Below are 14366 nucleotides of genomic sequence, written 5' to 3' on the forward strand. Positions count from 1 at the left end.
CTACCGGGCGGGGTTTTCCCCGGTTCCTCCTGATCAGTGAGCCCTGCGATGCAATGGATGATCTATGGCGCCAACGGCTATACCGGGAGCATGGTGGCCGAGGAGGCCTGCCGTCGCGGCCTGCGTCCGCTACTGGGAGGCAGGGATGCACACCGACTTGCCCCTCTGGCGCAAAAGCTCGGTCTGGAAACCCGCATCTTCAATCTAGATTCCCCCGCTCAATGCCAACAGGCACTGGCCGGCGTCAACGCCGTGGCCCATTGTGCCGGCCCCTTCGTCAGTACGGCGGTGCCCATGGCCCGCGCCTGCCTTGAGGCTGGTGCCCACTACCTGGACATCAGCGGCGAGTTGCCTGCCATCGAAGCCGTTGCCCGCCTGGAGAACGAAGCCCGCAGGAAGAATGTAGTGCTCTGTCCCAGCGTCGGTTGGGACGTGCTGCCCACGGATTGTTTCGCCGCCCAACTGGCCCGGGCCCTGCCCGATGCGGAGGAATTCTCCCTGGCGCTCCACAGCACCATGGCAGTCAGTTCCGGTACCGCCAAGAGCAGCCTGGGTCTCCTGGCCCAGCCCACCCTGCTGCGGCGGGACGGCAGGCTCCAGCCCGTGGCGCGGCGGCGCCATCTGCGCCAAATCGATTTTGGTCGGAACCTGAACCTGCTCTGCGCGCCCGCCACCTGGGGCGACCTGGCCAGCGCCGGCCGCAGCACCGGCATCGCCAACATCAGCGTCTATCTGCCCCTGGGTGGCGGCCGCCTCGAAGCCTGGGCGGAGCCCCTGATCCGTGCCTTGTTGGGGCGGGAATGGGTGCGGCGGAAGCTCAGCCGGCTGATCGAACGCAATCTGCCCGGCCCCGATGCCCAGGCGCTGGCCCATACCACCGTCCATGTCTGGGGCGAAGTCAAAAACCGCCGCGGCGAGGGCCGCATCGGCCGCATGACGACCGGCAATCCCTATCTCATCACCATGCACGGGGTGCTTGCGACGATCGAGCATCTCGACCGCTACGCCGGGCCGGGGGGGTATTTCACCCCCTCGCAACTCCTGGGGGCCGATGTCATCACCCGCATTCCCGGCTGCGGCCCCATCGTCATTGAACCAGCCCGCTCCGAGCGGGCGTCACATCAGGAGTCGCGATGAATTCCCTGACCGCCTTCTGGGCCGTCATGGCCGAAGGACTGCCGGCCTTGAGCCGCTTTGCCCTGAACAGCGTCGGCCAGGGCCGCCGCCATGCCGCCCGGGTGGACGGTATCGACCGCCAGGCCCTGGAAATCGCCCTGGCGCGCCAGCGACCGGGACTGATGCTCGATGGGGTCAAGGCGCTGCATCGCCATGACGGCACCTCGGGCCGGATCTATGCCGCCGTGGACCATCACGGCGCCAGCGGCCAGCCACCCCTGCCGCAAGACCTGTTCATCAAACAGCTGCCCATCCATCGGGCCGGGCAGCTGATGGCCTGTACCTTGGGCATCGGCCTCAACGAAGCCCGCATCTATGATCAGATCACTCCCTCGCTGCCCCTCAGGACACCCCGCTGCTACGGCTGCTGGTATGACGAGAGGGATGGTGATTTCCTGATCGTGCTGGAGGTCCTGCCCAAGGACAGCACGCGCTTTCCCGACATTCTCAGCAGTTGCAGCCTGGAAGAGGCGCGCCATGTGGTCACCGGACTGGCCCACATGCACGCTGCCTTTTGGCAGCACCCGCGCTTCAATGGCGATCTGTCCTGGGTGCTGCCCCAGGGCACCGGTTCCCGGGGTCGGCTGATGCAGGCCGTGCCCTACTTCGGCATCGGCGCGGCCTTGAAGAAATTCCCCGACATGTTTGCTCCGGAGGTGCACCGACTGGGCCATCGCATCCGCCATTCCATGGAGGCCATCTACCGGGAATGGCGCAGGGGCCCTCTCACCCTGGTTCACGGCGACACCCATCTGGGCAACATGTATTTCGACCCGGCCACGGCTGCGGCGGGCCTGCTCGACTGGCAGGTGGCCCATCGCGGCCAGGGTATGCGGGATATCGCCTACTTTCTGATCACTTCCCTGGATACCGAATTCCGCCGCGCCCATCAGGTGGAATTGCTGACGCTCTATCACCAGACACTGGCGGCCCAATTGCCCCAGGCGCCGACCCGGACCGAACTGGAGCGGCAATATCGCTTCCACAGCATCTATGCCTGGCTTGGCGCCGTCATCACCCGGGCGGCCCAGACCATGCAAAGCGACCGCATCACCGAAGTTTCCATCGCCCGGGTCAATGCCGCATTGCTGGAAATGCAGGTTGAAGACCTGCTTCCCCACTAACGGTCATGTCGGCAGGCGCCACTCCTAATGATGAAACCCGTCACCCCGGCGCAGGCCGGGGTCCAGATCGGCGGCGCACTGGATTCCGGCCTGCGCCGGAATGACGAGGGTGGTGCTTGTAATGCTTCACGAAATTGTTTCCCATTCCACGTTAAACATGGACAACAGCGATGAGCATCGAACTACTACAGGAAGGCTGTCGGCACATCGAGATGGTGGTTCACGACGTATCGGCCGCCTGCGGCTTCATGGAACGCACCCTTGGCGCCAGACAGGTCGAGCAAGCACTGGTCAATGCAATCCCGGCGTGGTGCTGGACATCGACCACATGGGCTGCGGCGGCGCCGTCTTCCAGTTTTGCAGCCTCATCACCGACGATCAGCCCCACCAACGCTACATTGATGAAATCGGCCCCAGCCTGACCAACCTCAACTTCGCCGTCGACAATGTGCCCCATGCCGAGGCCCAGTTGGCCTCCGAGGGTGGGTGCACGCTGACGAAATTCCATCTCTCCCTGATGCCCTGGGACGAGCTGCTCGGGTCTGGCAATGCCAAGCCGGCGGAGGAAATGAGCGATAGTATTTTCGCCGACACCCACGACCAGATCGGTTTCGACCTGGAATACAGCGAAACCCCCTTGAAGGCCGCGTCCTGGCAAGAGGGCCTGGGGACCCACGCCGCTCGCCGGCCGGACGACCGTATCCAGCGGCTGCTCCGACTGCGGGTCATGGTCCATGATCTCGATGGCTGCCTGGACCGGGTACAGCGCCTGTTTTCCCCCGCCAGCCGCAGCGGTGTCTACCACGCCTGGTCCAGCGCGACGGCCAAAAGCGCCCGCATCCGGCTGGCGGATCTGGAACTGGAGTATTGCCAGCCCCTGACCACCGAAGGCCCCTGGCATGACTATCTGGAGCAGTTCGAACAAGGCATCAGCGCCGCCGTTTTCCTGGTCAAGGATCTGAAGGCGGCGGTGGCCGCGATGGACCCGGAGGCGCTTGCCCAAGCCCGGGGCGAATACATCGCCGACCAGGATCCACAAGCATCCGCCGCCACGGCCTACCGGCTCAACGCCAAGGACATCCTGGGTTTCGACATAGAACTGGTGACCGCCCTCTGCTTCAATCTGGACCAGATTGTGGAAACCGAGGCTCGAATGCAGGGCGCTCCCCAACACCTCTCTCCCAAGGAAACCTGACCCATGCGCAGAAACAAGATCCTACGCACGCTCTCCCTTTGCTTTCTGGCTGTCACACTCGCGGCCTGCCAGCAGGCTGATTTCCGCCACGACCTCGTTACATCCGCCCCTAAGCCCTGGACCAGCGAACGCTTCAACAGCGCACCCGGCGACTTCCGTTTCGCAGTGTTCGGCGACCGCACCGGCCTCGCCCGACCCGGTGTGTTCGAGAACGCCATGACCCGCATCAATCTGTTGCAACCTGAGTTTGCCATCAACTGTGGCGACATGATCGAGGGCTATACCGACGACCGCCAGGAACTCAAACTGGAATGGGACGAGCAGGATGCGCGCATCAATGCACTCCAGATGCCCTTTTTCCGCGTCGTCGGCAACCACGACATGGGCAGCAATGTCATGCGGGAATTCTGGCGCGATCGCTACGGTCCCGACTACTACAGCTTCGTCTATAAGGATGTGCTTTTCATCGCCCTCAACAGCGAAGATCCGCCTATCCCAATGTCCGAGGACATGCGTAAGAGCTTCGAGAAGATCAAACAACTGATGCGGACCGATCCGGAAAAAGGCAAAGCCGTGCTGGCCCAGAGCATGGCGGCCATGAGCGGTAGGGAACGGGGGGCGATGAGGGCGAATGCTTCCCCCGCCAATTTTTCCGATACCCAGGTGACCTGGGTAGACACTGTGCTGAAGAAAAACCCCAAGGTACGCTGGACATTCGTCTTCATGCACAAGCCGGCTTGGGAAATGGAATCCTCCGGCTTCAAACGTATCGAGACGCTACTGAAAGACCGCCCATACACCATGTTCGGCGGCCACGAGCACAATTACGAACACACCGTTCGCAACGGCCGCGACTACATTCGCCTTGGCACCGTGGGGGGCGCTACGCACCATGCACCACCCGGTAACCTAGACCACGTCACCCTGGTTAACTTCCTGGCCGGCAAACCGCAGATCGCCAACTTCCCCCTTGATGGCGTGCTCGACATCGATGCCCCCCAGCACCGTTAGGGATGCGCTGAACAAGTTCGTTCGTACATCGTAGAAAACCGGATTTCCCAGCGCCGAAGGGGGCTGGATTTTTTATGTCTCAATAGGTATATGACATTCATTGCGGAGGATATTGCATGCTGCCATTGCGTGAGGTATTGACGGCGCTCCTTTGTTGCTTTCTGTGCCCGCTCCCCGGCGCCTGGGCCGGGGCCGTGCCGCCGCAGACCATCAATGCCGGAGCTGGCCCGGTGCCGAGCAGCGGCAATCCCTGGGCGCAGTCCCAGCCGCAGCTGCCGAGGGCGCCCAATGTGGTGCTGATTCTGCTCGACGATGTGGGCTTCGGCGCCGCCAGCAGTTTCGGCGGCCCGGCCCGCACCGTTGCCATGGACCGCCTGGCGGCGGAGGGTCTGCGTTACAACCAGTTCCACACCACGGGCATTTGTTCGCCGACGCGGGCTGCCTTGCTCACCGGGCGTAACCACCATCGGGTGGGCTTCGGTACCGTCTCCGGTTTTGAGCGGCCCGCGCCGGGCTATCACGGCCTGTGGAATCCGGCTACGGCCACTGTGGCCCGGGTGCTGCACAAGGCAGGTTATGCCACGGCGGCCTTTGGCAAATGGCATAACACGCCCAATTGGGAACTGGGGCCAGCAGGGCCCTTCGATCGCTGGCCGACGGGCCTGGGCTTCGATTATTTCTATGGCTTCCAGGGTGGCCAGGCCAGTCAGTTCGAGACGCCGCTGTACCGCAATACCACGCCGATCGAGGCGCCCCGCACGGCCCAGGCAGGCTATCACTTCACCACCGATATCGTCGATGACGCCATCGGCTGGATCCACACCCAGCAGGCCTATGCGCCGGACCGACCCTACTTTCTCTACATGGCGCCGGGGGCCACCCATGCGCCGCTGCAGGTACCCAAGGAATGGGTGGATAAATACCGGGGCCGCTTCGATCAGGGCTGGGACCGTTTGCGCGAGGAAACTTTCGCCCGCCAGAAGAAGCTCGGCATTATTCCGGCCAATGCCCGTTTGACGCCCCGACCGGAAGGCTTGCCGGCCTGGGATTCCCTGAGCCCGGAGGCGCGCCGCTTGCATGCCCGGGAGGCGGAGGTCTATGCCGCCTTTCTCGCCCATACCGATTATGAGATGGGTCGCCTGATCCAGCAGGTGCGCGCCGCGCCGGGGGGAGAGAACACCCTGGTGATGTATATCGTCGGCGACAACGGTGCCAGCGCCGAAGGCGGCCTGACTGGCTCCGACAACGACATGGCGGAATTCTTCCTCATGGCGCCGCCGGCCGCCCTGGAAACCCGCCTGGCGCGGATGGACGATCTGGGTAGCGTGGCGCGGGACAACCACGTTCCTGTGGCCTGGGCCTGGGCCTTCAACACGCCCTTCCAGTGGACCAAGCAGGTCGCCTCCCACCTGGGCGGCACCCGCAATCCCATAGTCATTTCCTGGCCGGCCCGGATCAAGGATCGGGGTGGCCTGCGCAGCCAGTTTGTTCACGTCAATGACGTGGTGCCGACGCTCTACGAATTACTCGGCCTGGCGGCGCCGGCCCAGGTGGATGGCGTGGCCCAGGAGCCCATGGACGGCGTCAGTTTTGCCTACAGCTTCGTGGACCCCAAGGCAAAGTCCGCCCCGCGCCGACAGTATTTCGAGACCCTGGGCAACCGGGCCATCTATGCCGATGGCTGGATGGCGTCGGCCCGCCACGGCCTGCCCTGGGCCTTGTTTTCGCGCAAGGAGGATTTCGATCGGGATGCATGGGAACTCTACAACCTGAACCAGGACTTCAGTCAGTCCCACGATCTTGCCGCTCAATATCCGGAAAAGCTACAGCAGATGAAAGCCCTGTTCGAGCAGGAGGCCGCCGCCAATCAGGTGCTGCCCCTGGGCCTGGGCACCGGTCAAAGCAATCAGGCACCGTATTGGTTCAGGAACAGCAAACACTTCAGTTTTCATCCGGATCTGCCGCGCATGCCTTCTCTCGCCGCGCCGAGCCTGTTGCGGAGCCACCGCATCAGCGCTGCCGTGGATATGCCGGTCCAGGGCGGCGATGGTGTATTGCTGGCCAATGGGGGGCGCTTTGGCGGCTATGTGCTTTATGTGCAGGACCGCCATCTGGTCTATGAAAACAACTTCATGGGGACACGTAGTGAGCGGCTGGTTTCCGCGACCGCAATTCCCGCCGGCCCGGTGCGCCTGGACTATCGCTACCAGCGCAGCAATCCGGGCCTGTGGGGCGGTGGCCAGGGGCAACTCAGCATCAATGGCGAGGTGGTGGCCGAACTACCCCTGCCCCGGGTGGGGCCGCCCGCCATGGATGGCAGCTTCGACATCGGCCAAGATAGAGGCTCCACCGTGAGCGCAGCCTATCCGGGCAGCTTTCCTTTCGGCGGCAGACTGCTGGAGGTGAACATTGATCTGGAATGAAATGACGGGATGCCGCTGCGCCACGAAACAAAAGCGGTTATGACTTTTCCCTGATGTACCGACCCTGGCCAAGTAACGATTGGCTGGATTTTTAATATCCCAATCGAGAACAGGATCATGCTGACCAAAGGCGACGACTATCCCCTGCATCAAACCCCCGAACCCGTGATGTACGCGGGCCATGACCGGCGCTTCTACGAGCGGTATTTCTTCAACGGTTATTCCAGGGAGTTCGACCTGTTCTTTGCCATGGGGATGGGCATCTATCCCTGCGCCAACCTGATCGACGCCTCCTTCTGCGTCACTTGGCAGGGGGTGCAGCACAATCTCCATGCCAGTCGCGTGCTGGGTTTCGAGCGGATGGATCTCTGGACCGGGCCGATCCGCCTGGAAATCGTCGAACCCCTGAAGACCCTGCGCATCCTGATCGAGGATAACGAGCACGGCATCCGTGGTGACCTGAGCTTCCATGCCCGTATCGAGGCCATCGAGGAACCTCGCCAAAGCATGCGCCACGGGGCGAGGGTCATCATGGATTGCACCCGACTGACCCAGCTCGGTTCCTACAGCGGCTGGCTGGAGATCAAGGGCCGGCGCATCGAGGTGACGCCTGACCGTTTTCTGGGCACCCGCGATCGTTCCTGGGGGGTGCGCGGCGTCGGCGCCCACGACACCCAACTCATCATTCCTCCCGTGGATTTCCAGACCTGTTTCCTCTGGGCGCAGCTCAACTTTGAAGATCTCGGCATTTGCTACGGCACCTTCGAGGATGCTCAGGGCAAGGTCTGGCACAGCCACGGGGTGATCGCGCCAGTGGGCGGCGGCGAGGCAGTCACGGTCGCCTCCGGTAAGGTCACTCCTCGATTCAAACCAGGCACTCGGCATGCTTCAGATGCGGTGCTCGACATGGTTCGGGAGGATGGAACGAAGGTGGAGATCACCATGGAATTCCAGCCCATGCAGTTCTACATGCGGGGTCTGGGCTATTTCCATCAGGAGTGGGGCCACGGCATGTACCACGGACCTTCGGCGGTCCACTATGAAACCTTCGACCACCGGGAGGTCAACGAGGCTGTCTTCGATTTCAACCATGTCGAAACCTGCTGCAAGGCGCGCATGGTCGACGACGATGGCAGGATCAGGGAAGGCGTTGGCGTCATGGAGCAACTCATCGTCGGCCCCCATGGGCCGTCGGGCTTCAAGGACTTCATGGATGTCGCAGTTTGATGCCCGGTGGCACCGGTCTTAATTCACAGGAAATCGAAATGACTGCAAGATCCCTATCCGCAACCGAGCAAGCCAGGATCACGGAAGGACTGGAGGCCTTTCTGAAAACCCGGTTGCCGGATGCCGGCAATCTCCACATCTCGGCCTTCAGCAGTCCCGGCGGCGGGCTGGGATTTTCCAACGTGACCTGTTTTTTCGATCTTGACTGGCAGGCGCCCGACGGCCAGCCGCGCAAACGTCGCCTGGTCTTGCGCTGCCCGCCCCGGTCGGAACCCCTGTTTCCGGATTACTGCCTGGCCAAGCAGTTCAGGATTCCGGTGGAACTCAAGGCCCACAGTATTCCCGTGCCCGAGCCCTTGTGGCTGGAAGAGGACCCCGCGATCATCGGCACCCCCTTCTTCCTGATGGAGCGGCTGGATGGGGCTGTGTTGCCAGACATGCCTTCGTATCACACGGCAGGTCCCTATTACGACGCCTCGCCGGATATCCGGGAAAAAATGTGGTTCGGCCTGGTGGATGTAATGGCCAGGATTCACAATATCGACTGGAAGTCCCTGGACATGGATGTCCTGGTCACGGCCCGGGACGGACGACATGGCACCGAACTCCAGCTCGACTACTGGGAAAATTACCTGGCCTGGCTGAAGGCGGCGGCGGGATATCCCTTCCCTGTTCTGGAGTCGGCCCTGGCATGGCTGCGCGGGAACCTGTATGTGCCGGAATATCTGGCCTTGTGCTGGGGCGACGCCCGGGTGGGCAATGTGCTGTATGGCGCCGACTGCTCGGTGGCCGGGGTGCTGGACTGGGAGATGGCCTTTTTCGGCGATCCGGAGGCGGATCTGGCCTGGTGTCTTTTCCTCGACTGGGAAACCTGGGGCGGAGCGGGCATCGATCCCCTGCCGGGCCATCCCGGCAAGGAGGCCACGATCCGGCGCTATGAGGCGCAAACCGGAAGAAAGGTGAAAAACCTGTTCTTCAACGAGGTGCTGGCCGGCTTCAAACACGGCTTGATCATGGCGACGATCTTCCGCCGACCGGAAATGACCAGGCTGCTCCCGACCGGTGTAGATCCCAATGAACTCGCCCTGAACAACATCGCCAGCCTTCGCCTGAAGTCGCTACTGAATCTCTGAAGGCGTCTGACCCCGTCATTCCCCTTGGGGAACAGAAACTTCAATGTACATCACCTATATGTGTGATGCGCCGCTGGTGTCGATCACGTAGATTTGGGCTCTCAAGTATTCAGGAAGCGCCATGGTGGTCCGGGGCGGCCTCTGCCGATGCCTGCAATACCCCTGCCAGGTGGCCGGGTAGGGATGGAAAGGGAGTTCATGGAACCGAAAATCGAACAGGGGCTGCTTTCCGGAGAACTTTGGGAGGAGTACTGCGACATCCTGAAACGGGCCGGTCATCAGCTGCTGCGGCCGGAAACGCCCCGCACGGCCTTCGACCAGGCGGAAGGCATGCGCTACCTGTCGCGGCTGATCCGGGGCGGTCTGGAAATGATGGTGGAGGCCGCCGATCCGGACCTGCCGGTATTCATCGTCCCCTCCCACGAGACCCTCAAGATCGGCGGCGACAACCCGGACAACCTGTACATGACCGCCCGCATCAACGGCCAGCATCGTTATCGTCTGCGGGGCAGCCGGGGAACCGTGCCCACCCTGAATTTCGCTACCAAGAAAGGAGGCTTCGAGCGGGCGGGATCAAACCTCCTGGGCACCGGCTTCCTGGATGGCAAGGACCTGCAGGTCATGGCCGATGGCAGTTTCGAGATCGTCATCGGGCCGCAACAGCCCGCCAGCGGCAACTGGCTTCCCACCGAAGCGGAAAGCCACATGCTCCTGGTGCGCCAGACCTTTCACGACCGCCGCAGCGAGAAGCCCGCCGTGCTGAGCATCGAGCGTCTGGACCGGGTGGGAGAGGCACCTCCCCTGGACCCTGCACAATTTTCTGCCAACCTGCGGTCTGCCGCCCTTTACGTCGAGCGGGTGGCATCCCTGTTCTGTGACTGGACGCGGGACTTCAAGACAGGGCACTTCAACACGCTGCCCTTGGGGGACCAGGCCGTCTTTCAGGCAGCCGGCGGCGATCCCAATATCGTCTATTACCAGGGCTACTGGAAACTGGCCGATGACGAGGCCATGATCGTCGATGCCCGGGTGCCGGAGTGCGACTTCTGGAATTTCCAGGTCAACAACTACTGGCAGGAGTCCCTGGACTACCGCTATCACCGCATCCATTTGAATTGCAAAGGTGCCCAATACCAGCCCGATGGCAGCGTGCGTATCGTCGTCGCTCACCGCGACCCCGGTACGCCCAACTGGCTGACTACCGCAGGCCACCACGAAGGCACCTGTTTGTTCCGCTTGATTGGGGCCCAAGGGCGCTTGGCCGAGTTGACGACCCGGGTCGTCAAGGTCGATGCAGTTCCACAATCCTGAGCTTAACGATTGAGGAAGCCGTTCAATGGCTTCGTTGTATGAATCTACGCCATTTTCCCTATGGCTTTTTTGGATGGGGCGATTTTCCTGCCTTTAAGTAACGGACCCAAGCCGCCAATAATTTGTTGGAAGCCATAGTTAAGAAGGTCTTCCCGATTGGTTGGCGATGGGAATTGCCGGACTTCGAGTAACAGATCCTGTTCATCGGATGTCAGAGACCCGAGCGCAGCATAGGATGCGGAGTTACGAAAGTCCGGCGCTATGCCCTCTATCAGCATGAGTCCTGTCGCGCTGGACAGAAACCAGTTCACTGCGAACTTCAAGTCCTCGCCTTGAAGACCCAAAGCTTTTAATTCCCTTATTACAGGAACCGTAACACGCATCCACGCAGCGGGAATTCTTTTATCCCATCCCATCATTTTCGTGACGACCGGGAACTGATCGAAATGGTTTTGAACAGCCCATAGCCAGGCGAGCAGATTGTCCTGCCATTGCTTTCCGGGCTTCGGCAATACCAATTGTGAAAACGCTTGGTTGGCGACTGCCTCTAGTAGCGCATCTCGATTGGGGAAATAGTTGTAGAGCGACATGACAGAGGTGCCAAGACTCTGAGCAAGACGTGAGAGTGTCAGTTCCTCCACTGTTCCATTGACCAGTAGCGCGAGCGCGCCGTTGATGATGATCTGTTCAGAAAGTTTTGAAGGCCGTCCTCGGCCCCTTTTGCCTTCGGATTCATTCGAGATTTGAATTTTCTTTGTAGCCACCATCAGTTGACCCCTTGACCCAGGCGCTATTTATTTATAGCATTTATTTTAATTGCTACTTATTTTACCAGGGTAGCCACATCCAACCCTGGATTCGATCGTGACAATAAGTGAAATGTGGCCGTAGGTAACTGACAAATTGGGAGAGCGGGATGAAAGCTGCGATATTTTCCGATCCTGGCAAGATTGCAATGCAAGGCGATATACCCATGCCAAAGGCCGGCCCGGGCGAGGTGATCATCAAGGTCGAGGCCTGCGGCATTTGCGGTAGCGATCTGGCCATGTACCGGACCAACGCCCATCGTGCAGGACTGAACAGGGTAGTCAACGGCTTGGAGATTCCCGGGCATGAGTTCGCCGGCACCATCATGGCGGTGGGCGATGGCGTCACCGATTTCCAGGTGGGCCAAAAGGCGGTGGGCGTGGGCATGGGTGGCATGGCCCAGTATGTGCCGGTGCCGGTCAATCCCTACCAGCTCGTGGCCATGCCCGATGGCGTTTCCTTCGTTGAGGCGGCTACCACCGAACCCCTGGCAGACGCCTTGCAAATGGTGCGTCTGGCCGAGGTCCAGGCCGGCGAGAACGTGGTGGTGTTCGGCGTCGGCATCATCGGCCTGGGGGTGATCCAGGCCCTCAAGGCGCGCACGGCGCCAGCCGGGCGGATCATCGCCATCGACGTCTCGGACTCGCGCCTGGCCATGGCGAAGGAAGTCGGTGCCACCCACACCATCAACCCGGCGCGGGAAGACGTGCTGAAAACGGTTGCGGCGATCTGCGGCACCCAGACCGCCCACATGCTGGTTCCTCCGACTGACTTTCCCGACGTGGCGGTGGTCATCGACTGCGCCGGCTACATCAAGCACATGAAGGGCGATCCTCCTCTGCAACTCGCCCTGGACATGCTCCGCCCGGCCGGCGGTCGCATCGTTTGTTTCGGCGCTTACGAAGGCAAGTTCCCCATCGATTTCATGCCGGTCATCAACAAGCAGCCGACCATCCGTGGCTCCATGGGCTATGCCGCCGAGGAACTGGCGGAAGCGTTGCAGTTGATGGCCTCGGGCAAGGTGGATCGCCGCAAGCTCATCTCCAACGAATTCCCCCTGGAACAGGTACAGCAGGCCTTCGAAACCCAGGCTAACGGGGTTGCGATCAAGGTCATGCTGAAACCCAACGCCGACTGAACATAGCCTGGGCAGCGTCGTGATGGTGCTGCCCAATGTCCCGTAAACAGCTCATGCAAAGGAACAAACATGACCAGGAAAACCCTAGGCGAACATATCGCCGACCTGCTCGTCGCTGAAGGTGTCGACAAATTCTTTTCCCTGCCGGAGGTCACCTTCGGCAAACTCCATGACGCCCTGGACAAGCAGGGGGTGCCGCTGATCGCACCCCACCACGAGACGGTGGCTGGCTACATGGCAGAGGCCTATTCCCAGCTCACCGGCCAGATCGGCGTGGTCGGCGGCTCGGTGGGTCCCGGTTCCATGAATCTCTACACCGCGATCGCCAACTCCTGGGAAGAGCACCTGCCCATTCTTTACCTCGGCTCCGAGCGCACCCTGATGGGCCGCAACTCGCCGCGCCAGTCGCGCTTTCAGGCGCCGCCCAACCTGGACGTGGTGAAGCCGATCACCAAATACGCCGCCATCGTCGAGGACGCGAGCCAGGCCGACGATATCTTCCACGAGGCTTTCCGTCAGATGCGCAGCGGCACACCAGGGCCGGTCTACATCGGTCTGCCCTTCGACATGCTGCTGGAGGAGCATGAGTTCCGCGACGTGCTGCCCCCGCAGAAATACCGGCCAGCGAATTTCGTCGACACCTTCCCCGACAGTGAGCTGGACAAGGCCCTGGCATTGTTGACCCAGGCCAAGCGGCCGCTGATCATTGGTGGCGCCGGTGTGCGCAACGCCCGCGCCCAGGCAGCTTTCTCCGCCTTTGCCGAAGCTGCCGGCTGCCCGGTGATCCTCAGCATCAGTGGACGCGGCGTGCTGCCCCATACCCATCCCCAGTTGTTCGAGCATGGCTGCGGCCCCGCCATCGACATCGCCCGGGAGGCCGACGTGATCTTCGTCGTCGGCTCCTCCATCGGCGAAAAGCTGGCCTTCGGCGGCCATGCCTTTGCCCCCACCCAGAAGGGCTTCCCCAACTATTTCGGCGCACCCGGCAGCCAGACTTGGATCCATCTGGACCAGGATCCCCTGACCATTGGTCGCAATCGTCCCATCGACCTGGCCCTGCTCGGCGACATGCGCTTCGCCCTGCCGCGCCTGACCGGGAAGCTCCAGCGGCATGGCAAGCTGGCCAACGCCAGCCAGGTGGCCGGCATGCAGGCCCAGCGGGCCAAGTACTATGCCGAACTGTACGAGACCGTAACCGACTCCTCCCCCGTGCATCCCGGCAAGATGATGGTCGAGGTGCAGAAAGCGCTGCCGGATGATGTGATCATGGTGCGCGATGGCGGTGCCAACAGCATCTGGCAGATGCATTTCCTGAATCACAACCTGAGCGAGAACCTGATGTCCATGAAGCAGGGCATGCTCGGCACCGGCCTGCCCTATGCCAACGCAGCGGCCCTCAAGGCCAAGGAAGACGGACGCCGTGTCTGCCTGATTACCGGTGACGGCGCCTTCGGTTTCTTCGCCATGGAACTGGAGACCGCAGTGCGCTATCAATTGCCCGTGGTTATCATCGTCGCCTACGATGCCGGCTGGTCCCTGGAAGTGCCTTACTACATGCATGTCTGCGGCCGCACCTTCGAGGTGGACCATGAGTTCATCCGACTCGACGAAATGGCCAAAACCATTGGAGCCCATGGCGAATTCTGCGATCGGCCCGAGCAGATCGAGCCCGCCGTCCGGCGTGCCTTCGAATCGGGCAAGCCGGCCCTGGTCCAGGTGGTGATCGACCGTCAGGTCAATGCCTACCAGATGCCCCATACCCATTTGTGGACCCGCTGGCATGCCGACAAATCCGTCTATGTCGATTGAGGCGCAGGTACG

General features: G+C 61.7%; 11 protein-coding genes. 10 read left to right on the forward strand and 1 reads right to left on the reverse strand.

Annotated features, from left to right (window positions below; all coding sequences use genetic code 11):
• Positions 1-48 precede the first annotated feature (48 nt).
• The 8 genes from DENOEST_RS03630 to DENOEST_RS03665 all read left to right on the forward strand — a co-directional run bounded on the left by DENOEST_RS03630 (position 49) and on the right by DENOEST_RS03665 (position 10600).
• Complete coding sequence (locus DENOEST_RS03630) at positions 49-1137, forward strand: saccharopine dehydrogenase family protein (RefSeq protein WP_197970504.1); 1089 nt, start codon at positions 49-51, stop codon at positions 1135-1137.
• Positions 1134-2300, forward strand: a complete 1167-nt coding sequence (locus DENOEST_RS03635; RefSeq protein WP_145770047.1) for an oxidoreductase family protein — start codon at positions 1134-1136, stop codon at positions 2298-2300. The genes DENOEST_RS03630 and DENOEST_RS03635 overlap by 4 nt, the downstream gene beginning before the upstream one ends.
• A gap of 307 nt (positions 2301-2607) precedes the next feature.
• On the forward strand, positions 2608-3495 hold the full coding sequence (locus tag DENOEST_RS03640; protein ID WP_145770048.1) for a hypothetical protein: 888 nt from the start codon (positions 2608-2610) through the stop codon (positions 3493-3495).
• A 3-nt stretch (positions 3496-3498) separates the two neighbouring features.
• Complete coding sequence (locus DENOEST_RS03645; RefSeq protein ID WP_145770049.1) at positions 3499-4506, forward strand: metallophosphoesterase family protein; 1008 nt, start codon at positions 3499-3501, stop codon at positions 4504-4506.
• Positions 4507-4622: 116 nt separating this feature from the next.
• The gene (locus DENOEST_RS03650; RefSeq protein ID WP_145770050.1) at positions 4623-6929 is read left to right on the forward strand and encodes an arylsulfatase; all 2307 of its coding nucleotides are present in this window, start codon (positions 4623-4625) and stop codon (positions 6927-6929) included.
• A 117-nt stretch (positions 6930-7046) separates the two neighbouring features.
• Positions 7047-8156: a hypothetical protein gene (locus DENOEST_RS03655; RefSeq protein WP_197970505.1), complete on the forward strand. Its 1110-nt coding sequence runs from the start codon at positions 7047-7049 to the stop codon at positions 8154-8156.
• Between the two features lie 38 nt (positions 8157-8194).
• On the forward strand, positions 8195-9289 hold the full coding sequence (locus DENOEST_RS03660) for a phosphotransferase family protein (RefSeq protein ID WP_170228136.1): 1095 nt from the start codon (positions 8195-8197) through the stop codon (positions 9287-9289).
• Positions 9290-9487: 198 nt separating this feature from the next.
• Positions 9488-10600 (forward strand): DUF1214 domain-containing protein, encoded by a 1113-nt coding sequence (locus DENOEST_RS03665; RefSeq protein ID WP_197970506.1) that lies wholly within the window; start codon positions 9488-9490, stop codon positions 10598-10600.
• Between the two features lie 44 nt (positions 10601-10644).
• Here DENOEST_RS03665 and DENOEST_RS03670 read toward each other — a convergent pair whose 3' ends face one another.
• A complete protein-coding gene (locus DENOEST_RS03670; RefSeq protein ID WP_145770053.1) occupies positions 10645-11367 on the reverse strand; it encodes a TetR/AcrR family transcriptional regulator in 723 nt (240 codons plus the stop codon).
• A 206-nt stretch (positions 11368-11573) separates the two neighbouring features.
• Here DENOEST_RS03670 and DENOEST_RS03675 point away from each other — a divergent pair, with 206 nt between their 5' ends.
• Together DENOEST_RS03675 and DENOEST_RS03680 are read left to right on the forward strand one after the other, a co-directional pair.
• On the forward strand, positions 11574-12545 hold the full coding sequence (locus tag DENOEST_RS03675) for a zinc-dependent alcohol dehydrogenase (protein ID WP_197970507.1): 972 nt from the start codon (positions 11574-11576) through the stop codon (positions 12543-12545).
• Between the two features lie 69 nt (positions 12546-12614).
• Positions 12615-14354, forward strand: coding sequence for a thiamine pyrophosphate-binding protein (locus tag DENOEST_RS03680; protein ID WP_145770055.1), 1740 nt, complete (start codon positions 12615-12617; stop codon positions 14352-14354).
• Positions 14355-14366: the final 12 nt, after the last annotated feature.

Origin of the sequence: Denitratisoma oestradiolicum, assembly GCF_902813185.1 — a bacterium.
Classification (GTDB): Bacteria; Pseudomonadota; Gammaproteobacteria; order Burkholderiales; family Rhodocyclaceae; genus Denitratisoma; species Denitratisoma oestradiolicum.